Raw genomic sequence first — 21,509 nt, 5'->3', positions numbered from 1 at the left:
GGAAGCAAATTCCTTCCTTTTTCCCATTGTTTTAGTGATTGATCCTTTCTTTTTTCATGGCCGCTTCACATACCCGTTTGAGATTGGTGAGCCCTTTTTCAAAATCGGGCCCCACCCATTTGTCCATCATCCGGCCCATGAGCCTGCGCATGGGGTTTTGACCCATGTCCGCCTCCATGCCCCAGGTAATGCGGGTGCCATCGGCCACCGGTTCGAACCGGAACCAGCTTTTGGCACTGCCCTGCCGCATGAAGTTCATTTCAGTGGCAAGATACTCATTCGGGCGCGATTCCATGATGAAAAGGCTGCCCTTCCCCACGTTCCGGTGCCGGCTCCGCCAGACATAACCCGCCCCCGCGCCGGTATCGGTGACCGTATACTTCAATTCCATCGCCGGGTCGTACGCATGCCAGGGCGACCATTCCGGCCACTTCCGCAAAGCATTCACGTACGGGAAAATAATGGAAGCCGGTGCTTCGGTTACCAGGGAGCGCTGCACCCTTACACGGGAAGGCAAATAAAGGGAGAAAATAAAAAACCCCAGCACGAGCACAGCCAAAGCTCCCAACAAAATGAACAAGGCTTGTTGCATAAGGAGTGTTTTTAGTTAGAGGAGGACATTTAAGTTACGCCTATTCCGGCAAAATTCCCGCTATTCCCATCGGAAAACTTTTATAGCCACGGCGTAGGCCACTATGCCCCAGACGATCAGGATCAGCAGCTGAGGGCCGAGGTGCCAGAGGTGAAGCCCCTCAAAAGCCACCTTGCGCAACGCATCGTTGAGATATGTTAACGGCAGTATCTTGCAAACCGGCTGCAGCCAGGCAGGAAATACGTCTACGGAAAAGAAGGTGCCGGCCAGCAGAAATTGCGGGAGCGTGACAATATTGGCCAGCGGCGGAATGGTGCTTTCCGTTTTGGCGATGCCGCTCACAATGAACCCGAACCCCATGAATATGATCAGCCCGAACAAACATAACACCAGCATTTCGAGGAAAGTGGCGAACCCGTTGATGAGCGTGAAACCAAAGAAAAAATAGCCGATGCCGATGATGATCACCGAGCCGAACGACTGGAACAGCAAACGGCTGAGGGCTTCCCCTAAAATGATGTACATCCGGTTGATCGGCGTGGCAAAAAAACGTTTCAGCACCAGCGTTTGCCGGAGGCTGAAAAACAGGAAGGCCGTACCGAACACCGCCGCACTGAGCAGCGAAAAGCCCAGCTGGCCGGGTAAAATGAAGTCGATGGACTTATACGCCCTGCCGGGCACCACTTCCGGCGTGATGCTGGCTACCGACCGGCGGGGATACACCACGTCGTTCACCTCGTTGAGGCGGGTATGCAGGATGTTGAGGAGGAGCCCCGCCCCATCGCCGCTGGCGGTGGATGTTTTAACATGGATATCGTAATGCGGCAGTGGCGCCTGGCCGCCGTTATCGATGCGAAGAATGGCCGTGAGCCTGCCTTTTCGCAGGTCGTCTTCCATCTGTTCCTGCGGCATGGTGGCCGTGGTCACCAGCCGCAGCCCGCCGCTGTTGCGGAGGCCTTTATAAACGGAGTTGGTGGTATCAGATGCCGGATCGATGCCTACTTTCAGGGATACGCCTCTGCCGCCGATAAAACCGAATACGAGTATAAAAACCAGGGGGAAAGCCAAACTGAACACAACTGCCGACGGGCTTCTGAACATGCCCCGGATGCTGGCCCGGGTAATCGCCCACATTGCTTTCCACTGATTATATTTTCCTGCCATACGTTCCCTTTAAAGGCAGTAAAGGTAATATTCCGTTCCGAATAAGGAAAGCCGCCCCCAATAAATAAAGCCCCGCTTGCCGGGGCTTTATCGTACTCGGAATCCATGGGGCCTCACAAACCATCGAGCGCGGTAATTTCCGTTTGCAGGGCGCTCTGCGTGGTTTCAGCCAGCGTGAGCGTTTCTGCGTGGTTCGCCGCAATGGTGATATCTTTTTTCACGAAATAGAATTTGCCGTCTTTGATGGAAAATGCCAGCAGCCTGCCTTCCGCGCCCACGGGCATCGCGTTGTCGTAACTCTTCACTTTGCTGGCGCCGTCCGGGGTATAGATCTGCGACACCACGTTGCCGCCTTTGGCGATGAAGAACACGAAGGTTTCGCCCTGCATGGCTCTGAAGCTGGCCATGGCGCCGGGGTTATTGGCAACGGTGATTCTCATGGTGGTTTTGGGATTGGTCCACTGCCAGTAAATATCGCAGTTCACCCAGCCGAGGCTGCCGAAGTTGAAAATGAATTTAAAATCCTGCCCTTTCACTTCGCGTTGTGCGCCCTGGGGCGGCGCCTGCCAGGCGAACTGGTTGCCCTGCACGGTATCGGCTCCTACCCAGAGTTGCGTGCCACCATCGCGCTTCGTAGGCACTTCCACCTGGATGGGAACGGCGAGTTGTTTGTCTACCGACTGACCATTGGCCTTGACGTCGAGGAAGAAAGACCCGTCTGACTGCAACGGAGCACCGGAAATATGATTGGTATTGGCGCCGAAGAGCACCAGCTGACTGCGTTTTAACAATTCAACCGCGTTTACCGTCACACTCCCGGATACGGGCGTGCCGTTTTTGGTGAGGGAGCCGGCGGGGAAGGTTATTTTGATACCGCCTTCCAGGGTGATGGATTTAGGCAGCGCAGAGGCGTCGAAGGTGAATGACTGCTGTTGCGGACCGGTTTTTTCGAGGAAGTCGCGGGTATTGCGAACCTGGTCCGCCGGGGCGGGCTCGTTGTTCTTTTTACAGGCGGTCAGCAATGCGGCAGCGGCGATGATCCATGCAGTAAAACGTTGCGTTTTCATGAGATTATAGTTTAGATGATGCCTACTCTTTTTGGGCTTTTCGGCGTCCGCCATTTGCATGTTTACAGGAAGATCAGCGGCCGGAAGATTTTGTTACCCCCCTTTCTGAAAAAAATTTTAAAAAAAAGAGGCACCCACTTCACCCTATTCTTCAATAACTGGTAGTTAACAATTTTACCCTGGCGGGCAATTGGGCATTTTATTAAGTTGCGTTAAACATGACGGCCACAGCCTCAGCTGCAATATCCAAACCGTATCGGGGCAACGCAAAACTCAACCAAATGGCAAATCAGCAAATTCAGTCGGCCACTGTTTCTCAACCGGCCAATGTCGAAAAGATGTGCAACTGTTACGATGACATTCTGAACGAACTGCAGGACTTCGACCCGTTCAGCGCATCACAGATCATCTGCAACGTCATCAATGAACATATCAAACGCCTCAGCAGCGTGATCAAACATCATAATGAAATAGCGGAGTCCGCGGAGAAAAGCATGGAAGCCCTGGCCGACGGCTTACGCCGCCTCCGGCTGCAGGCGCAGAAAGTGGTGGATGATACCCGCAATTCGGTGATCAGGTTATCGCCGGAAGATAAAGACCCGGTATATACCGACGAAGGTTAACGGTTTCTATTTATGTGCTAATTTTTATTTTCCAGAAAGAAAAAACTTCACAAAGCGGGTGGTTTCTTCCATCTGCTCATTGACTGTTTTGATCTCGCCCACAAGGGTATTGGCATCTTTCCATTTGATGATCACCGGGCCCCAATTATCCAGCATCCCGCTATGAATTTCCACGGGCCCGTCTTTCCGTACTTCAAACAATTCAAAACCATTGTCGGTAAACTGCGCCACCAGGTCGGCGTTGGACGCGATGAAATATTTTTTGTCGGGAGAAAACTGCGGCACACCGATGGTCTGGATCACTTCCCCGTCACGGGCGCTGACCAGGTCATACGAAAACCATTCATACCCGTTATGCAGCACCAGCCAGTGTTGTGTTTCCGGCAGATAGGCCTGGAATATGAATTGCGCGTAGTCGTCGTTGTCGCTATGATTGTTGACGAGGATTTTTTGCCCCCCGTTTTCCAGTGAAAAGATGAGCGAATCGCCGGAGCGCTGCACCCTTGAGGGAACGCGCGCCAGGTTCACCGCCTCGCTGGTATCGGGCACCAGGGCCGGCACCGCATCGAACTCGCTCTGCCCGATATCGGTAAACCGGAACAGGCGGCCGCCGATGGTCACGGTGTCCGTCGGAGATACCGTTGCTGTGGCCGCAGGCGCGGCGCTGACGGTTACTACGGAATCTTTGACGGCCTGTGTGGCCCCGCCGGGTTGCTGCTGGCAGGCAGCGAAAGTTAAAACGAGAAAAACCGGGAGCATCTGCTTCATAGGTACCTGCTGTTATTTGGTTTTGGCCGGTAAAAATAAGAAAAGTACGGCTTCGCGGCATCCCTGTTTTCCGGGAGGTGGCGTATTGCATGTCGAAACCGCCCTCAAAACACCGGGGGCCGGCTGAAAAACAAAGATGTTTTTCAGCCGGCCCCCGGTTATCATATGCTGTTCAGAATATTATTCGATCACGAGGTTATACGGCAGCTTGGCCTGTACTTCGCCCGTCAGCTGCTTGAGTTTGCGGATGGTCTGGTAAAGCTCGTAGTGGTCGCCCAGCTCGTCTTTCACGAAGCTGCTGCGCACTTCCCCACCCAGCGTTTTCATCAGCTTTTCGTACGGGTCTTTCATTTTGGGGTACGTGGTTATTTTGGTCTCCGGCACGTTGGCGAGGCGAGCCGCGCAGGCGATCGCATCCTGGATGCCTCCCAAACGGTCTACCAGCCCCATTTTCTGCGCCTGTATGCCGGTCCACACCCTGCCCTGCGCAATACTGTCTACCACTGCGGCGCCCAGCTTACGGCCTTCGGTCACCCGTTGTTTGAAGTTGGCGTAAATCGTATCCACACCGCGCTGGATGATGGCTTTTTCCTTGTCCGTCAAAGGACGGCTGGCATCGCCGATGTCGGCATACTGGGCCGTTTTCACCCCGTCGAAGGTGATGCCCAGTTTGTTATTGAAAAACCCTTTCATGTTCGGCAGTATGGCAAACACGCCGATGGAGCCTGTGAGGGTATTGGGCTCGGCGAAAATAGAATCGGCCATGCAGGAAATATAATACCCGCCCGAAGCAGCATAATCGCCCATGCTCACTACCACCGGTTTGCTTTTGCGGGCCAGGCTCAGTTCGCGCCAGATGCTTTCGGACGCAAGGGCGCTGCCGCCCGGTGAGTTCACCCGGAACACGATGGCTTTAATGTCTTTGTCCTGCCGCACTTCGCGGATCACCTTGATGTAATCTTCGCTGGCAATGCCCACGGGTTCATCGTTATGGCCGCTGGTGATGTCGCCCTCCGCGTAGATCACCGCTATGTTGGCGTTGATCTCGTAGAGGCTGGTGGCTTTATCATAGCTGTTGAGCGACACGAAGTTCACTTTATCCTCGCCTTTCAGGTTCAGCAGGCGTTTGATTTCGTCCATCACCTGGTCGTTATACTTCAGGGCGTCCACCAGTTTATACTTTTCCGCATCGGCAGGCGCCTGGATGAGGCCCTGGTTGGCATATTCATGCAGGGTGGCGGTATCCAGCTTGCGCGATGCGCCGACTTTCTGGAGGAATTCGCCGTACAGCTCGTTGAGGAAAGCGGTGGTCTGGATGCGGTTGGCTTCCGTCATTTTCGTTTCGCGCAACGGTTCCGTGGCGCTTTTGAATTTGCCGTTGTAGAAGATCTGCGGTTCGATTTCCAGTTTTTCGAGCGTGCCTTTCAGGTACATCATCGTCATGGAAAAACCCGTGAAATCGATCATGCCTTTGGGGTGCAGGTATACTTTATCGGCTGCGGAAGCCACGTAATAGGCATTTTGCGACATCGTTTCCGCGTAGGCGAGCACGAACTTTTTGCTCAGGCGGAACTTCGTAATGGCGCGGCGCAGCTCTTCGCTGGCGGCAAAACCGTTGCCATTATTTTGCGCTTTGATGTAGATACCTTTCACATTATCGTCTGCCGCAGCTTTGTCGAGCAGCCGCACCACATCGAAGAGGCCAGGCTGGCGGACCGGCCTGCCGGACACCAAAGCGGTCAGGGCATCGTCTTCCCGGCGCTGTTCGTTCAGCGATTCGCTGAGGTCTACCACCAGCACCGCGTTGGAACCTACCACTACTTTATCGCCGGAGGAGGCCACCCGGGCAATCAACATCAGTATGAAGAGGAAAGCGACGACGGAAAAAACGATCAGGGCCACAAAGGAAGCGAGGAAAAATTTCAGGAAACTACGCATGTTTGTTTTGTTAGTTTAGAAGTTGGTGACGGCGGATGATACCGGTCCCAAAATGCAAAATCTTCATTAATTTTTTCAAAAATACGGAATATGGCTACTTTTGGGCCGTCAAAATACATGAATACTGCAATATTACTTATAGGTGGCAATATCGGGGACCGGCCCAAAAACCTGCAAATGGCGGCTACGCTCATTGCAGCACGTGCCGGCCGGATCATCCGTGAATCGGCCCTTTATGAAACGGCCCCCTGGGGAGACGTGCAGCAGCCCGATTACCTGAACCAGGGGCTGCAGATCGAAACCGAAATGGCCGCGCCGGAGCTGCTCGACACACTTTTACAGGTGGAAAAGGAGATCGGCCGTGTCAGGCGCATGAAATGGGGCGCCAGGGTGATCGATATCGACCTGATCTTTTTCAACAACGAAGTCATTACCCTGCCCCATCTGAAGGTACCGCATCCCCAGATGCAGAACCGCCGGTTTGTGCTGGCTCCGCTTGGAGACATCATCCCGGATTGGGTACACCCTATTTTACAACTCACTGTGGCCCAGTTGCTCGACGCCTGTGCAGATCCCCTGCCCGCTCAAAAGTTAGCTGCCGCCACCCCCTGAATATGCGCTACCAGTTCATTACCATAGAAGGCAACATCGGCGCGGGCAAAACCACCCTCGCCCTCAAACTCGCGGAACAATTGCAGGCCCGGCTCATCCTGGAAGAATTTGCAGACAACCCCTTCCTGCCCAAATTTTACGAGCAACCCGACCAATATGCATTCCCGTTGGAACTGTTCTTTATGGCCGAGCGGTACAAACAGCTGAAGGAAGTGCTCGCCGCCCAGGACCTGTTCACCCGGTACACCGTCAGCGATTACCTTTTCGTGAAAAGCCTGCTGTTTGCCAAAATGAACCTGCAGGAAGATGAGTTTTCCTTATTCCAGAAGCTGTTCGAGATCATCAATCCGCAGCTTGCGCAACCCGACCTGCTGATATTCCTCAATGCCCCGGTCGATCTCCTTCAAAAGAACATCCGCAAGCGCAACCGCAGTTACGAGCAGCAGATACCCGACAGCTACCTGCTGAAGGTGCACGACATGTACATGCAATACCTCCGGCAGCATGCCGTGCGCACGCTCATGATCGATACCACCAAAATGGATTTCCTGCGCAGCGAAAACGACTACAATGCCCTGCTCGCCGCGCTCGACAGGGAAATTCCGCCGGGTGTGACTTACCTCTGAGCATCCTCGCCGAATGGAGTATTTTGTACAAAGGTTTTGAGTCGAATATCCGCCGCGAACGGTGATGGGCTTCCTGTTCTTTCATCACAGCAACGGATACATTCCCCTTATCAGAGGTGAATAATGAGGATTTTGGTCGAATATCCACCGTGAGCGCGGATGGGCTTCCTGTTCTTTCATCACAGCAACGGATACATTCCTCTTATCAGAGGTGAATAATGAGGATTTTGGTCGAATATCCACCGTGAGCGCAGATGGGCTTCCTGTTCTTTCATCACAGCAACGGATACATTCCCCTTATCGGAGGTGAATAATGAGGATTTTGGTCGAATATCCACCGTGAGCGCGGATGGGCTTCCTGTTCTTTCATCACAGCAACGGATACATTCCCCTTTACCTGTGAAGGGGGCCTTGTACATGGAGCATTGGGTTGAATATCGGCCGATACGTTGATGGCTTCCGTTCTTTCGTAACAGCGAAGGAACGCATCCTCCCTCCCCTATGGAGCGTACCTGATGCATCAGGCGTAACGGGTATCATGCCGCGCAATCTTTATACATACGAAAACGGCCGGGCAAGCCCGGCCGTTTCAATGGAATAACTCGCAGTAATTAGGCGGCTTCTATCACCGGATCTACAAATGAGGTCAGCAGTGAAACTGCCAGGGGGCCCGCCAATGGAAGCGTCATGGCAAATCCTTTGGTGAGTACATAAGCACCTTTGGCCAGTGTGAGCAGGTTATTGACATAACCGCCACCCTGGATGTCTGTCATTGCCGCGAGATCTAATTCTTCGCAGCCAAAATGTTTGTGCTCCATAGAATATGATTTTGATTGACTATAAAGATACCCCAAAGCCCATCCTGCACAGCTTGCCATTTTGTTCATTTTGAAAATCCATTGTTCAGCCTGTTCATTCAGCCGGTTAAAAATAAATTAACGCGGTATAGGGGCGCAGTCTCCTTCGTCAGTCTTATTAGCAGAAACCACAAAAACAGCATATTATGAAAACATTCTTACTGGCTATCCTCACCATCTTGTTTGTGCATGTAGCCCAGGCACAGCAGATAGAGTCCCTTTCTGACATGAAGAAATCAGGCCGCGCCTCGAAAATCGGCGCGTACGGCGCCCTCCAGGGCAAACTGTCCATCATGGACGGACGGCTGGCGGTATTGCCCGGCGGTTACGGCGGCATATTCCTCGATAAAAAATTCCTGATCGGCGGCGGCTCCTACTCCCTGGCCAACCGGCTGCGGGTAGACGGCAACAACAGCCGTGAATGGGGCCTCTGGTATGCCGGCGGGGTATTCGAATACGTGCACAATTCGGATAAACTGTTCCATTGGTCCGCCGGCGCACTCGTTGGCGGCGGCAGGGTAACCGAACGGGAAGACGTCCGGGGCGACCACGACCGCGACCGTGATCGCATTCATGCCTCCAGCGCCGCCTTTGTCGCCGAACCGTTCATCAATGCGGAAATGAACATCACCCCTTACATCCGCGTGATCGCCGGCGGCACCTACCGGCAGGTATTAGGCACCAGCGGCATCGGTCTCGGCAACGACAAACTGAGCGGCCCCTCTTTCCACCTCGGGGTGAAAGCAGGCATATTTTAACCGCCCGTACAGAAAGCACTAGCCCCTTTTATCTGATTTAACCTAATTTTGGCCCGCCGGGAACTGCTCTTACAGTCCCGGCGTTCGCCATGCATAAACCCTGTAGCACATTGTCACGCTTCTGTTTCATACTCCTGATATGCCTCGCCGGCATCTGCGGCGCTCCTGCCCTGTATGCGCAGCAACCTCTCAATAAAAACGTTTCGATCAACGTGGTACGCCAACCTGTTGATACGGTACTGGCCCGGCTCAGTTTACAGAGCAAGGGCTCTTTTTCGTTTATAGGGAGCCCTTTCAGAAAAGACAGCCTGGTCACCCTCCGCGTAGTGAACAAACCCCTGCGCCAGGTGCTCGACCAGTTGTTCCAGGGCCGCATACAGTATGTGGAAAGTGGCGATAACATCGTGCTGCAGCGGGCAGACGGCCAGCGGGAGCGGCATTACATGATCAGCGGTACCGTGCGCGACCGGCTAAGCGGTCAGGCCATCGAGGCAGCCAGCATCTTCGAGCACAGCAACCTCGCATCCACCTTCACCGACAGTGAAGGCCATTTTCATTTGCGGCTGCGCGACCGCGGGCGCATGCCTTCTGTGCAGCTCACGGTGAGCAAGGAATTTTATCTCGATACCGCTTTATACATCATGCCCGGCTTCGACCGGGAAATATCCATCGCCATTGCGCCCGCCCCGCCAGTGCAGCTGCGGGAGTTCACCGTTACCGACGGGGTGGAAAAGACCTGGCTCGGTAAAAAGCTGCTCTCCAACACGCTGCGGCGGCAGACCCAGAACATTTCCCGCTTCTTCGCCGAAAAGCCGGTGCAGACCTCCATTGTGCCTTCGCTTGGCACACACGGCAAGATGGCCGGGCAGGTGGTGAACAAGTTTTCGCTCAACATCGTGGGCGGCTACTCCGCCGGCCTCGACGGCGTGGAAGTAGCCGGCGGTTTCAACATCAACAAAAAAGACGCACAATACGCACAGGTGGCCGGCCTGTTCAACATGGTAGGCGGTCACATGAAAGGCGCGCAGGCCACCGGGGGCATGAACCGGGTGATGAAATCGGCGATGGGCGCGCAGGCGGCGGGCATCGCCAATATCATCGACAGTAGCATGACCGGCGCACAGGCCACCGGGGGCATCAATAAAACCGGCGGTTTTTCAAGCGGCGCGCAGGCGGCCGGCCTCGCCAACGTGGGCAACGGCAGCTTCATGGGGTTCCAGGCCGCGGGCGGGCTCAATATCATCCGCGGCGAAGTGCTGGGCGCACAGATAGCAGGATTGAGCAACTACAGCGAAGGCACATCGAAAGGCGCCCAGATCACGGGCGGCCTGAACCACGCCAAAGGAACGGTGGAAGGCATCCAGATTGCGGGGATCTACAACTCCACCGGCGACAGCCTGAAGGGCATTCAACTGGCGGGCATCGCCAACCGCACGAACGGCATCAACCATGGCGCGCAGATCGGGGTGTTCAACTACGCGCGCACCGTCAAGGGTCTCCAGTTCGGCCTCATCAATATTGCCGACTCATCGGCCGGTACCAGCATCGGCCTTGTGAACATCGTGCGAAAGAATGGATACTACAAATTATCCATCTCCGCTTCGGATCTGCTACCCGTACAGGCTTCCTTGAAAACAGGACGGCGGCAGCTTTATTCGGTGCTGATGGCGGGAAAGGGCGATGCGCAATATGGTTTCGGGTTCGGTATCGGCACGGCGTTCACACTGTACAAAAGACTGGGGATGACGGCGGAACTGGTGCAGCAGACGTTGTTTGACGGGAACTGGGATGTGAGTGCGACGATCGGGCGGCTGATGCCGCTTGTCAATTTCCGCATCGCACCCTGGCTGTCCGTTCACGCAGGGCCCGCGTTTTCCATCGGGGAATACAGCGAGTTGCACCCGGTGCCTGGTAAAGGATATCCTTCTTTCTTCGATAACGGCGACTTTAACGCCTGGCTCGGCTGGCAGGCCGGGATTACATTGTTCTGAGAACGAAGTAAAGGACTGTGCCGCTATCCGGTACACTGATATGACAGGTTGAATTGGATTACCATCCACCACCCGTTTGTATCTGCTGAAAAAAGCGTTTCAATTTATGTTACGGGGGCTCACCGGGCTACTTCGCTATCCGGCCAGTTCACACCCTAATGCGACTTCTCTGTCCGACAACAACCATCCCGGCGCACTAAGCGCCCAGCTGCGCGGCAATCCAGCCGCTGGTCCATGCATGCTGAAAATTAAACCCGCCCGTGATGCCGTCTACATCCATGATCTCACCGGCAAAATATAAATCCTCCACTACCCTGCTGCGCATGGTGAGCGGATCGATCTCGGACAGCTGCACACCGCCGCAGGTCACAAATTCTTCTTTAAAAGTGGTTTTTCCTTTCACGGGGAAGTCCATCGCCGTTAAAAGGCGGATGAGTTTATTCTGCTCCTTGGCCGGCAATTCGGCCCATCTGGCATTTTCGTGTATGCCTGCCTGTTGCAGCAAAAACTGCCAGAGGCGCTGCGGCAGGCTGAAGGGGTTGCGGTGGTGAATGGCCTGTCCGCCCATTTCGAGGCGCAACGCCGGCCAGGCTTCGCGCAGGGAGTTTTCGTTATAATCCGGCAGCCAGTTGACGATCAGCGTAAAGGTGTATTGTTCTTCCTGGAGGTAACGCGCGCCCCATGCCGAGAGCCGCAGCACGGCCGGGCCGCTCATGCCCCAGTGCGTGATCAGCACCGGGCCCGTTTCCACCAGCTTGCTGCCGGCGATTTTCACCTGCGCCCTTGGAACAGACACGCCCATAAGCGCCGTTACCGGGTTCTGCGGCATATTGAAGGTAAAGAGCGATGGCGCCGGTGTTTCAATCCCGTGCCCCAGCTCCTGCAGCCAGCTGTATTTACCGGCCTGGGCATAGCCGCCAGCCGCTATACACACATGTTTCGCTTTGATGGTGCGCCCGCCCTGCAGGTGCACCGTCCATTCGCTGTTCCGTTCCAGCCGCACCACATCCGCATGCATCATCACTTCCACCCCGTATCGATCGGCTTCGCGCAGCAGGCAGTCGATGATCGTCTGGGAATCGTCCGTATCGGGGAACATCCGGCCATCGTCTTCCGTTTTCAGCCGCACGCCGCGCTCGGCATACCAGCGCACCGTATCGTCCGTAAAAAAGCGCCCGAACGATTTCTTCAGGAACCGGCCGCCGCGGGGATAGCGCTTCACCATCTCGGCAATGCTGCCCAAAGCGTGCGTTACGTTGCAACGCCCGCCTCCGGAGACTTTTACCTTCGAGAGCAGCTTGCCCGTTTTTTCCAGCAGCACCACCTCCAGGCCCGGATGCAGCCGCGCTGCGTTCACCGCGCAAAAAAATCCGGCCGCTCCGCCGCCGATCACCACCAGCCTGTTTGTTCCCTGTTGCCTTTGTTCCATGGCGGCGAATTTCGCAAATATGCCGTAAATATGAAATGTTAAAATATCGTCAGCTTTGTCTACTAATTATTCGTAATTCACTATCTTGGAAGATTATAAACCTTCAACAATCCATGCAACGTACATCCCTGAGGAAGTTCCGTGCCCTGTTCATCGCCGGCCTGTTAGCCACCGGCGTCGCCGGCGCGTTGGGTTTTACCAGACCCGACGACTGGACGGAACGGATACTGAAAGCTTTGGAAAAATTCACCAACGATTATCCGCAAGAGAAAGTTTACCTGCACTTCGACAGGGATTATTATGCCGCCGGGGAAACCATCTGGTACTCCGCCTACATCACCCTCAACGAACAGCCCGCACTCGGTGCGCGCAACCTCTATGCGGAGCTGCGCGACGCCAAAGGCGCCATTGTGCAGAAACAGCTGGTGGTGGCCTACCAGGGCGGCGCAGCCGGGGAATTCACCCTGCCGGAAAACATGAAGCCGGGCCTCTACCAGGTACGCGCTTACACTGCCTGGATGCTCAATTTCGACAGCTCTTTCCTCTTCTATAAAAACATCCAGATCATGGACCCGAAATCGGGTAAAACCGGCGAAACAGCCGCTACCCGCGATTTTTCGGTACAGTTTTTCCCGGAGGGAGGCGATCTTATCAACGACGTGAGCAGCCTCGTCGCCTTTAAAGCCATCGACGCGAACGGGTACCCCATCAAGGTAGCGGGGGCCGTACGCGACAGCAAAGACAAACAGGTGGGCGTCATCGAAACGGTGCACGACGGGATGGGCAGCTTTGAACTGAAACCCGAAGCGGGGGAAAGCTACAAAGTGGTGGTGCAGTCCGCCACCGGCCAGCAGAAAACGTTCAACCTGCCCACTGTCAAGCCCAAAGGCGTGGCCCTGAAAGTATACAACCGCGGCGCAAGGGTGTTTTTCCTCGCCGGCTTCAGCGGTATCGACACCAGCCTCAACAAATTGATGCTGGTAGCCCAGATGCAGAACCAGGTCGTGTATAAAGCCAACCTCAATATCGCGGAAGGCCAGGTAAGCGGCCTCATCCCCGTGGCGGAATTGCCCACCGGCATCCTGCAGCTGACCCTTTTCGACACGAACGGCAATCCGCTCAGCGAACGTATCGTGTACGTGCGGCAGAAAACCGAACTGCTCGATTTCATGCTCGACCCGAACGAACTCAACAAAGCCCCCCGCGGCAGAACGGAGCTCGTACTGCAGGTACCCGACAGCATGCGCGGCCGTATCAGCGTTTCGGTAACGGATGCCGACCAGGTAGCGCAGGACCCTTACGCCAACAACATCATTTCCAATACCCTGCTTACGTCCGATATACACGGCTACGTACACAACCCGTACTGGTATTTCCGCAACAACAGCGATACCACCAACGCCGCGCTCGACCTGGTGATGCTCACCAATGGCTGGCGCCGGTTTTCGTGGAAAGAAATCCTCCACGACAAATACCCGCAACTGACCTATCCCTACGAACAGGGCATCAACATCACCGGCACGGCGCGCACTGCCGGCGGTCAGCTGGTCACCGACGGACAGGTGAGTTTCCTCATCCGCATCCCGGTAGACAGTTCGTCCGCCTTTGCCTCCGCCCCCGTGAACCCGCAGGGTAAGTTCGCGCTCACGAACATGCTGTTCAGCGACACCGCCAACGTGTACTTCCAGGGGAATATGACCAACAAGAAATGGAAAGACGTCGATGTGAAATTCGACCGCCACTTCTTCGACGTGTACAACTCCGTTAAAACACCCGTTCCACTGTTGCCGCCCCCGCCGATGGACAACCGGGTATTGAAAAACTACCTGGCCACGGTGAACGAAGGCATCGGCGTGAACAAAATGATCAATAACCGCACGATATACCTCAAGGAAGTGAATATCAACGCCCGCAAGCCCGCACCGTCGGAAACGACCGAAAAACGGTACGCCAGCGGCATGTTCAGCGGCGGCGACGGGTACACCTTCGACCTTACCGAAGAAAATCCCACTTCCTTCAACGTATTCCAGTACCTGCAATCGCGCGTGCCGGGGCTGCAGATCGGCGGCGACATCAGCAATCCCACCCTGAGCTGGCGAGGCGGCGCACCCGGTATCTACCTCGACCAGATGCCCGTGGATGTGAGCATGGTATCGACAATCCCCATGTCGGACGTAGCACTGATCAAAGTATTCCGTCCCCCATTCATGGGCGGCATGGGCGGCGGCAACGGCGCCATCGCCATCTGGACGCGCCGTGGCGGTGATTACAAAGGCGACCCGAACGCCAAAGGCATGGAGCTGGTGAAGAAAGGCGGTTACAAAATCATCAAGGAGTTTTATAGTCCCGACTATGCCGTTAAAAAAGCCGTACACAGCCTGCCCGATAAACGCCTGACGCTGTATTGGAATGCCAGCCTCCGGATCGATACCACCAATAACACCACCCGGTTTACTTTCTACAACAACGACTTCACCAAAAACTACCGCGTAGTGGTGGAAGCGATGGACCAGTTCGGGCGCGTAGGCCGGCTGGAAAAAACTTTCTAAAAGATTATATCTCAGATAAAGATTTCACAAAGGGGAGAGACGCAACATCTCCCCTTTTTTTATTCATCCAATGCACGCTTTCTCCGTCTCCCCGTCCCGAACGAACCTTCAACGAAGCCTCCCTGGGGGAATAACGAACCTACACGGAAAAGTTGATCGTTCGTTGAAGGTTCGTTGGAGGTTCGTTGGAGGTTCGTTGAAGGTTCGTCTTTCATCCAGACTCGTCCTAAACCAGGTTTACACCCTGGCGAGATAATCCGGATGAAGGTTTACACCTCTGTCGTTAATCCGTACAAAGGTTTACAGGGTCAAAGATTTAAAAAAAGAAGCTATTCCGGCCATTGTCATAGTTGTTCTTTTTCCCGGCTCAACTGCTGCCAGGGGAGCCTGGCCGCCGGATGCTCACTACGATACAATAAAAAAAGCCTGTTTCGATGGAAACAGGCTTTTTCTTTCGCGGATTGCGGTATGATTAATCCTTCAGTTTGTTTAAGTAAGAGCTCAGTTTGAACAGCAGTTCATCCTGCAGACCGGCGCGCAGCTTGGCTTCTTCCTCCGTGATACCGAGCCGGCGCAGGCGCTGGTAGTATACGTAAGAACCGCCGATCAGCTCGAGGCATTCCTGGATTTTGGTCTTCACCTCTTCCTCTTTCGCCTTTTTTTCGAATTCCTTTTTAGACAGGATTTTATCTACGAAGTAGAACGCATCCTTGTCCTCCATCCACTTACCGCCTTCTTTGTGCTGGGGTTTGTATACCTCCAGGTAACAATTGTCGAGTTTGAGGGCTTCGCCGAACTCCGCTTTAATGTCGATCACCAGCGGTTTTTCAGCCGCGCGGTTGGCCAGGCGCTTTTTGATGGCATTGCTGATTTCCACGCCCAGTTCCCCGCCGCTCATGAGCAGCTGGTTCAGCTCGGAAAACTCGAGGCCGATGGTGATGCGGGAATAGCTTCTGCCGTTCCTGATTTTACCGAACAGGCTGGGCGTCGTATTGTCGTCGAACACGATGTCTTCCACCTGTATTTTCGAGATCGTTTTATAATTGGGTTTATACCCTTCTTCGGCGGGCGTCAGCCGTTTGTTTTGCGGCTTGGCCACCTCCTGGCGGTGCAGATGCTGCACGAAGTCGTCCACAAAGCGCACCTGGAGCTTTTTCAGCTTGCCGTACAGCTCGTGGGTGGAATAATTGTGCATCTTGCTGAGAACGGCCAGATCCTCCCAGCTTTTGTGTTTCTGCACGTTTTTCAGTTCGTCCAGGATATCCTGCGGCGCCATGTTGCGGCGGTACAGCAACTCCCCTACCAGGAAGATGGCGTACTCGTGGGCGGGATAACCCAGCTCCGGCAGTACATCGTACGGACTGCGTTTCTGATCGCGTGCCTGCGTAAGCAGTTCCTGGTCGCTCATAACGGGTGACAATAAATACTTCCGCGCGGCGGTGCGCAGCTTTTTGCTCACATAGTCGAGCAGTTGGTCATTTACCACACTGTGATTCACAAAATCGTGCAGAATCTGTACGAACCGTTTGGATACCGGCAAACCGAACTGGGTGAGGATGTCGTTCTCGAGCTCCTGCACCGTGTCCTCTTCCCCCTCTGCTGCCTTCCCCGATGGCTGTTTCTCCAGTTTCTGATACTGTTGGTAATACTCCTGTAATTTCAGTTTCAGTTGATCCATATGCATAATTAGTTGAATGTCAGTATTCTATATAATTTTTTGTTGGTATATAAAAACAAAAAGCCCAGCACTTCGCATGCTGGGCTAGTAAGTTTCTTGGGTATTGCGAGAGGCAAAGATAAGGCATTTTTTGTGGAAATCATGTGCATAACCGGGGCATCTGATACATTTCTAGCTTTCATATGTTACGCCATTTATCATCAGCCACTTACCCTCGCGAAAAAAAATTGCTATCTCCTGAAAATTTTTCCCTGGCAGTATTTGGAAAATGAAAAGGTTTTCCATTACCTTTGCACTCCGCAAAACAACACACGGTGACCATAGCTCAGTTGGTTAGAGCATCAGATTGTGGTTCTGAGGGTCGGGGGTTCGAGACCCCTTGGTCACCCAAAAAAACTGAAAAGGCCTTTAGCAATATGGGCCTTTTCTCTTTTATCCAAATTCGAGCTGCAAATGGTCTATCTGATTCCCATATTAGGCGCTTTTACCGGCTGGTTTGTGAACCGCGCCGCCCTCTGGCTGTTGTTCCGCCCCGTTCAACCGGTGAACCTCGGCCTGTTTACCCTCCAGGGCGCATTTCCCCGGCAACAGCAGCAGCTGGCCGCGGCGCTGGGCAAGATGGTGGCCACGCAGTTTTTTTCCTTCGACAACATCCGGCAGAAACTCACCGACCCGCAGAAAATCAGTGCCATCAAACCTGTCGTGGAAGAACATCTCGAACACTTCCTCCGGAAAAAACTCCCGGAAACGATGCCCATGATTTCCATGTTCATCGGCGACAGCACCATCAACCAAATCAAAACCACCCTGGCCAACGAGCTCGATCTCCTTTTCCCGAAACTCATCGGCCAGTATCTCGATAACGTGCAGAACGACCTCGACCTGGAAGCGATCGTAACGGCCAAAGTAGCGGCCCTCTCGTCCGAACAGCTCGAACAGGCCGTTCACCAGCGCCTGGGCGGCGCCCTTAACAAACTGGGCTGGCTCTGCGCCGCTACCGGCTTCCTGATCGGCCTCCTGCAACTGGCCCTGGCGGTGACCTGATCTGTTAACCAATGTTAATACCATCCGCCCCGTTTTACCATCTTTCGTCGACGGATATTATCCCTTTATCAAGATTTCTCCGGGGCGTGCCGAATTGCATCTACTTTTGTGCTGCAAATTATCAGTTCCTGTAAAGGTCTCGTTTAAAAACAACGTCTAAACTCTGAGTCAACGTTTCAAAGCTATTATGATGAAAAAATTGTACGCATTATTCCTGGGACTGATGGTCCTGCAGCTGCATGCTGCCGCGCAGGCGCCACAAGGCGGCAGGCCTGCCGGTGCGGGCGCAGGAGCCGGTCAGCAACGCCCCGGAGGTGCCAATATGCCACAGATTGGACAGATATACGGTAAACTGGTCGACGCTCAAACCAAAAAAGGCGTGGAATACGCTTCCGTAGCACTGCTGCGTGTGAAGGATTCCAGCGTGGTAACCGGCATGCTGAGCAAACCCAACGGGGATTTCAACCTCGAAAACCTCCCCTTCGGCCCCTTCCTCGTCCGTATCAACTTCATGGGTTACAACACCATCTATAAAAAGGTAACGGTAACGCCGCAGACCATGTCGCAGGACCTGGGCAACATCCGCATGGAAGCCAACGCCAAGGCATTGTCTGAAGTGGAGGTAACCGGCCAGCGCAGCGCCTTCCAGATGAACATCGATAAAAAAGTGTTCAATGTGGACCGTAACCTCACCAGCGTGGGCGGTACGGCGGCGGACGTGCTGAAAAGCGTGCCCTCCGTGAATGTGGACATCGACGGTAACGTGAAAGTGCGGAATGCCACCCCTACCATTTTTGTAGACGGCAAACCCAGCACCCTGACCATCGAGCAGATACCGGCGGACGCGATCGAAAGCGTGGAACTGATCACAAACCCCTCCGCCAAATACGATGCGGAAGGCATGAGCGGCATCCTGAACATTGTGCTGAAAAAGAACAAGAAGGCAGGATACAACGGCATGATCATGGGCGGTATCGGTACGGGCGACAAATACAACGCCGGCGGTAACATCAACATCCGTCAGGGCAAGCTGAACTTTTCCGCGAACTACAATTACAATTCCCAGCGCAACTGGGGCAACGGCACCACCGACCGTACCAACTTTGCGGTACCCGGCGCGTCGGAACTGAATTACATTAACCAGAACAGTGACAGCCGCAGCGGCGGCCTGTTCCAGTTCGGCCGTTTCGGCGTCGATTATTACCTCGACAACCGGAACACCATTTCATTGTCGCAGAACATCGTCAGCGGCACCTTCAAAAACAGGGAAACCCTCGGAAGCGTGTACAGCGATGCGGATAAAGACATCACCCGCCGCAATACCCGCTACTCCGACAATAAATTCGGGTTCAACAACTACACCACCACCCTCGGTTTCAAGCATCTGTTCGCGGAAGCCAACAAGGAACTGACGGCGGACATATCGATGAACAAAAGCAATAACAACCGCGACGGCGGTTTCAGCACGCAGAACGAAGACCTTTCCGGCAACCCGGTAGGCAACCGTTTCGTGCAGTCGAACCAGAGCAAGGGCAACACGGATTTCTACACCTTCCAGGCCGATTACGTGGACCCCATCGGTAAAACCGGCAAGTTCGAAACCGGTATCAAAGGTACCTTCCGTAACTACAGCAGCTTCTATGACGTGTTCAACGGCAACAACGGCGTGAAGGAAAAAATCGACAGCCTGTCTAACGACTACAAATACAACGAGCAGATCTATGCCGTGTATGCGAACTACTCCAACGCCATTAAAAACTTCGGTTACCAGGTGGGACTCCGCGCGGAACAATATGTATACGCCGGTGAAATCCCCAGCGAAAACATGAAGTTCAAACCCACGAAAGCCGTACCGGGCCTGTTCCCCAGCGTATACCTCTCGTACAAGCTGGAAAAAGAGCAGGAATTGCAGCTGAACTATTCGCGCCGGGTGAACCGTCCGAACTTTTTCCAGCTCATCCCCTACCGCGACTTCTCCGACCCGCTGAACCACCGCCAGGGCAACCCGAATCTGAAACCGGAGTACACCAACAGCCTCGAGTTTTCGTACATGAAAACCTGGAAGAAACACAACTTCCTCGGTTCGCTGTACTACCGTAATACGAACAACCTCATCAGCACCATCAACGAGCCCATTCACCCGGGCACCGATACGCTGCTGACCACTTTCGTGAACGCCAATAAAAACTTTTCCTACGGTGCGGAACTGACGATGAAGAACCAGATCATTCCGGGCTGGGACATCACCACCAACGTGAACCTGTACCAGACGGAACTGCAGGTGCGCAATGCCAAGGAGAATTACACCAACAGCGGATTCAGCTGGATGGCTAAAATCAACTCCGAAACCAAACTGCCCGCCAACTTCACCTTCCAGGTTACCGCCAACTACCAGGCGCCGACCATTACCCTGCCCGCAGGTGGCGGCGGTGGTGGCCGTGGCGGCGGAGGTGGCGGCGGTGGAGGATTTATGATGATCCCCACTTCCGCGCAGGGCATGATCAGGGGCCTGAGCGCGGTAGATATCGCACTTCGCAAAGACTTCCTGAAGAGCAAAGCGCTCACCGCTACCCTTTCCCTCAGCGACGTGTTCAATACCCGCGAGTTCGGTATGGAGCAGGAGTCCCCTTATTTCATGCAGGACATGGTGCGCAAACGCGAATCAAGGGTATTGCGCCTCAACGTGAGCTACCGTTTCGGCAAATTCGACGCGCAGCTCTTCAAGCGGCGTAACAACCGGAGCGGCGGAGATAACATGCAGATGGAAACAGGCGGAGGATTTTAATTGTAAGTTTTAGTTATCAGTTATATAGCACAAAGGCCGGCGGGAATAATCCCGCTGGCCTTTTTCGTTGCATTCGTTTAAACGGCCGCTTACCGGAACAGGTGGATGGTTGCGCCTATTTCGTAGCTGCCGTCGACATAAGTTTTAATACCGCCGGTTTGCGTGGAATACATCGCCTGTATGACCAGCGTTTCCCGGATATTGACGCCGATGCCCGCCGTTACGCTTTTGGAGGTATGGTACATCGCCATTACGTTCGCCTTGTTTTGCAGGAAACCGACATTCACCCCGACGTCGAGGATGTTATCGAACCCGCGCACGCCGCGGTAGCAGATCTTGGGCTCAATCAAACTGACGGCGCCTTCCGGCAGAAAGCGGTAAGAAGCCGCGGTGAGAAAGATGCTCCCGCCGTTCGCTTCGTTGTTGCCGCTCACGACGCTGCGGATGTTGGGCAGGGCGGCCTGTAACGTCCAGTGCCTGTCGGTATAGGCCATACCGAACTCACCTTCGAAATAATCGTCGCGGCGGTTGAAGGCCGAAACCGAAGGATCGTTGATATCACCGTCGAGGTCTTTGTAGTTGATCCGCTGAAAGTTCATGGCGCCCGAGATACCGAAATGCAGGAACTGCCCGCGATCGGAAACCGGGAGGTGATACGCATAAGTAAGCGCCGCACGCGTCCTGTTCATCAGGCCCGCCTTATCGTTGTACACCGTGAGCCCCGCTCCCACACGGCGGGCTACGGGCCCGTCGGCCGTAAAGAACATGCTCTCCGGCGCGCCTTCAATGCTCCCCCATTGCCGCCGGTAGGCGGCGTTCAGATGCAGGCCCGAGTCGATGCCCGCCATGGCGGGGTTGCCCAGGTACTGATTCTGGAAAAACTGCGTACCGGACGGCACCAGCAACGCAGGTGATTCGCCGGCCGACTGCGCGGCAGCCTGCTGCGTGAGCCCTGCTGCCAGCAGGAATGCGCCGCAAAGGATGCTCCGTAAGTGATATGAATACCTCTTCATGGTACTATAATTAAG

General features: G+C 54.4%; 17 protein-coding genes and 1 tRNA gene. 9 read left to right on the top strand and 9 right to left on the bottom strand.

Annotated elements, in window-relative coordinates:
* Positions 1-31: 31 nt before the first annotated feature.
* The 3 genes from EGT74_RS24790 to EGT74_RS24780 form a co-directional block, all read right to left on the bottom strand.
* Complete coding sequence (locus EGT74_RS24790) at positions 32-592, bottom strand: SRPBCC family protein (protein ID WP_123849310.1); 561 nt, start codon at positions 590-592, stop codon at positions 32-34.
* A gap of 60 nt (positions 593-652) precedes the next feature.
* Positions 653-1,756, bottom strand: coding sequence for an ABC transporter permease (locus EGT74_RS24785; protein WP_123849309.1), 1,104 nt, complete (start codon positions 1,754-1,756; stop codon positions 653-655).
* Positions 1,757-1,869: 113 nt separating this feature from the next.
* A complete protein-coding gene (locus EGT74_RS24780) occupies positions 1,870-2,823 on the bottom strand; it encodes a hypothetical protein (protein ID WP_123849308.1) in 954 nt (317 codons plus the stop codon).
* Positions 2,824-3,104: 281 nt separating this feature from the next.
* Between EGT74_RS24780 and EGT74_RS24775 the strand changes: the two genes are divergently transcribed.
* Positions 3,105-3,446 (top strand): hypothetical protein, encoded by a 342-nt coding sequence (locus EGT74_RS24775; protein ID WP_123849307.1) that lies wholly within the window; start codon positions 3,105-3,107, stop codon positions 3,444-3,446.
* Positions 3,447-3,470: 24 nt separating this feature from the next.
* On the opposite strand, the gene EGT74_RS24770 is transcribed toward EGT74_RS24775, so the two are convergent.
* Positions 3,471-4,214 carry a hypothetical protein gene (locus EGT74_RS24770; RefSeq protein ID WP_123849306.1) on the bottom strand — a complete coding sequence of 248 codons (744 nt, stop codon included), beginning with the start codon at positions 4,212-4,214 and terminating at the stop codon, positions 3,471-3,473.
* A gap of 180 nt (positions 4,215-4,394) precedes the next feature.
* The gene (sppA, locus tag EGT74_RS24765) at positions 4,395-6,152 is read right to left on the bottom strand and encodes a signal peptide peptidase SppA (RefSeq protein ID WP_123849305.1); all 1,758 of its coding nucleotides are present in this window, start codon (positions 6,150-6,152) and stop codon (positions 4,395-4,397) included.
* Positions 6,153-6,269: 117 nt separating this feature from the next.
* Between sppA and folK the strand changes: the two genes are divergently transcribed.
* Together folK and EGT74_RS24755 are read left to right on the top strand one after the other, a co-directional pair.
* Complete coding sequence (gene folK, locus EGT74_RS24760) at positions 6,270-6,764, top strand: 2-amino-4-hydroxy-6-hydroxymethyldihydropteridine diphosphokinase (protein WP_123849304.1); 495 nt, start codon at positions 6,270-6,272, stop codon at positions 6,762-6,764.
* A gap of 2 nt (positions 6,765-6,766) precedes the next feature.
* The gene (locus EGT74_RS24755) at positions 6,767-7,390 is read left to right on the top strand and encodes a deoxynucleoside kinase (protein ID WP_123849303.1); all 624 of its coding nucleotides are present in this window, start codon (positions 6,767-6,769) and stop codon (positions 7,388-7,390) included.
* A 611-nt stretch (positions 7,391-8,001) separates the two neighbouring features.
* Here EGT74_RS24755 and EGT74_RS24750 read toward each other — a convergent pair.
* On the bottom strand, positions 8,002-8,208 hold the full coding sequence (locus EGT74_RS24750; RefSeq protein WP_123849302.1) for a hypothetical protein: 207 nt from the start codon (positions 8,206-8,208) through the stop codon (positions 8,002-8,004).
* Between the two features lie 185 nt (positions 8,209-8,393).
* Here EGT74_RS24750 and EGT74_RS24745 point away from each other — a divergent pair, with 185 nt between their 5' ends.
* Both EGT74_RS24745 and EGT74_RS24740 read left to right on the top strand, forming a co-directional pair.
* A complete protein-coding gene (locus EGT74_RS24745; protein WP_123849301.1) occupies positions 8,394-9,005 on the top strand; it encodes a hypothetical protein in 612 nt (203 codons plus the stop codon).
* Positions 9,006-9,115: 110 nt separating this feature from the next.
* Positions 9,116-10,996, top strand: a complete 1,881-nt coding sequence (locus EGT74_RS24740) for an STN and carboxypeptidase regulatory-like domain-containing protein (protein ID WP_123849300.1) — start codon at positions 9,116-9,118, stop codon at positions 10,994-10,996.
* A gap of 196 nt (positions 10,997-11,192) precedes the next feature.
* Here EGT74_RS24740 and EGT74_RS24735 read toward each other — a convergent pair whose 3' ends face one another.
* On the bottom strand, positions 11,193-12,425 hold the full coding sequence (locus tag EGT74_RS24735) for a BaiN/RdsA family NAD(P)/FAD-dependent oxidoreductase (protein WP_123849299.1): 1,233 nt from the start codon (positions 12,423-12,425) through the stop codon (positions 11,193-11,195).
* Between the two features lie 113 nt (positions 12,426-12,538).
* On the opposite strand from EGT74_RS24735, the gene EGT74_RS24730 reads away from it, so the two are divergent.
* The gene (locus EGT74_RS24730; protein ID WP_123849298.1) at positions 12,539-14,974 is read left to right on the top strand and encodes an MG2 domain-containing protein; all 2,436 of its coding nucleotides are present in this window, start codon (positions 12,539-12,541) and stop codon (positions 14,972-14,974) included.
* 472 nt (positions 14,975-15,446) lie between these two features.
* Here the strand turns inward: EGT74_RS24730 and EGT74_RS24725 are convergent, their stop codons facing one another.
* Positions 15,447-16,652 carry a hypothetical protein gene (locus EGT74_RS24725; RefSeq protein ID WP_123849297.1) on the bottom strand — a complete coding sequence of 402 codons (1,206 nt, stop codon included), beginning with the start codon at positions 16,650-16,652 and terminating at the stop codon, positions 15,447-15,449.
* A gap of 314 nt (positions 16,653-16,966) precedes the next feature.
* Here EGT74_RS24725 and EGT74_RS24720 point away from each other — a divergent pair.
* The 3 genes from EGT74_RS24720 to EGT74_RS24710 all read left to right on the top strand — a co-directional run bounded on the left by EGT74_RS24720 (position 16,967) and on the right by EGT74_RS24710 (position 20,481).
* Positions 16,967-17,040, top strand: a tRNA-His gene (locus tag EGT74_RS24720).
* Between the two features lie 65 nt (positions 17,041-17,105).
* Entirely contained in the window at positions 17,106-17,696 is a 591-nt protein-coding gene (locus EGT74_RS24715) for a DUF445 domain-containing protein (RefSeq protein ID WP_123849296.1), read from the top strand.
* A gap of 187 nt (positions 17,697-17,883) precedes the next feature.
* Positions 17,884-20,481 (top strand): outer membrane beta-barrel family protein, encoded by a 2,598-nt coding sequence (locus EGT74_RS24710; RefSeq protein ID WP_123849295.1) that lies wholly within the window; start codon positions 17,884-17,886, stop codon positions 20,479-20,481.
* A gap of 89 nt (positions 20,482-20,570) precedes the next feature.
* Here EGT74_RS24710 and EGT74_RS24705 read toward each other — a convergent pair whose 3' ends face one another.
* Positions 20,571-21,494 carry a PorP/SprF family type IX secretion system membrane protein gene (locus EGT74_RS24705; RefSeq protein ID WP_123849294.1) on the bottom strand — a complete coding sequence of 308 codons (924 nt, stop codon included), beginning with the start codon at positions 21,492-21,494 and terminating at the stop codon, positions 20,571-20,573.
* Positions 21,495-21,509 lie beyond the last annotated feature (15 nt).

Source organism: Chitinophaga lutea (assembly GCF_003813775.1).
In the GTDB taxonomy this organism is placed as follows: domain Bacteria; phylum Bacteroidota; class Bacteroidia; order Chitinophagales; family Chitinophagaceae; genus Chitinophaga; species Chitinophaga lutea.
This window is presented reverse-complemented; position numbering and strand designations above follow the sequence as displayed.

Coding starts and splice junctions, on each gene's coding strand:
- EGT74_RS24790 (WP_123849310.1), bottom strand. CDS start 592: ATGCAACAAGCCTTGTTCATTTTGTTGGGAGCTTTGGCTGTGCTCGTG.
- EGT74_RS24785 (WP_123849309.1), bottom strand. CDS start 1,756: ATGGCAGGAAAATATAATCAGTGGAAAGCAATGTGGGCGATTACCCGG.
- EGT74_RS24780 (WP_123849308.1), bottom strand. CDS start 2,823: ATGAAAACGCAACGTTTTACTGCATGGATCATCGCCGCTGCCGCATTG.
- EGT74_RS24775 (WP_123849307.1), top strand. CDS start 3,105: ATGGCAAATCAGCAAATTCAGTCGGCCACTGTTTCTCAACCGGCCAAT.
- EGT74_RS24770 (WP_123849306.1), bottom strand. CDS start 4,214: ATGAAGCAGATGCTCCCGGTTTTTCTCGTTTTAACTTTCGCTGCCTGC.
- sppA (WP_123849305.1), bottom strand. CDS start 6,152: ATGCGTAGTTTCCTGAAATTTTTCCTCGCTTCCTTTGTGGCCCTGATC.
- folK (WP_123849304.1), top strand. CDS start 6,270: ATGAATACTGCAATATTACTTATAGGTGGCAATATCGGGGACCGGCCC.
- EGT74_RS24755 (WP_123849303.1), top strand. CDS start 6,767: ATGCGCTACCAGTTCATTACCATAGAAGGCAACATCGGCGCGGGCAAA.
- EGT74_RS24750 (WP_123849302.1), bottom strand. CDS start 8,208: ATGGAGCACAAACATTTTGGCTGCGAAGAATTAGATCTCGCGGCAATG.
- EGT74_RS24745 (WP_123849301.1), top strand. CDS start 8,394: ATGAAAACATTCTTACTGGCTATCCTCACCATCTTGTTTGTGCATGTA.
- EGT74_RS24735 (WP_123849299.1), bottom strand. CDS start 12,425: ATGGAACAAAGGCAACAGGGAACAAACAGGCTGGTGGTGATCGGCGGC.
- EGT74_RS24730 (WP_123849298.1), top strand. CDS start 12,539: ATGCAACGTACATCCCTGAGGAAGTTCCGTGCCCTGTTCATCGCCGGC.
- EGT74_RS24725 (WP_123849297.1), bottom strand. CDS start 16,652: ATGGATCAACTGAAACTGAAATTACAGGAGTATTACCAACAGTATCAG.
- EGT74_RS24715 (WP_123849296.1), top strand. CDS start 17,106: ATGGTCTATCTGATTCCCATATTAGGCGCTTTTACCGGCTGGTTTGTG.
- EGT74_RS24710 (WP_123849295.1), top strand. CDS start 17,884: ATGATGAAAAAATTGTACGCATTATTCCTGGGACTGATGGTCCTGCAG.
- EGT74_RS24705 (WP_123849294.1), bottom strand. CDS start 21,494: ATGAAGAGGTATTCATATCACTTACGGAGCATCCTTTGCGGCGCATTC.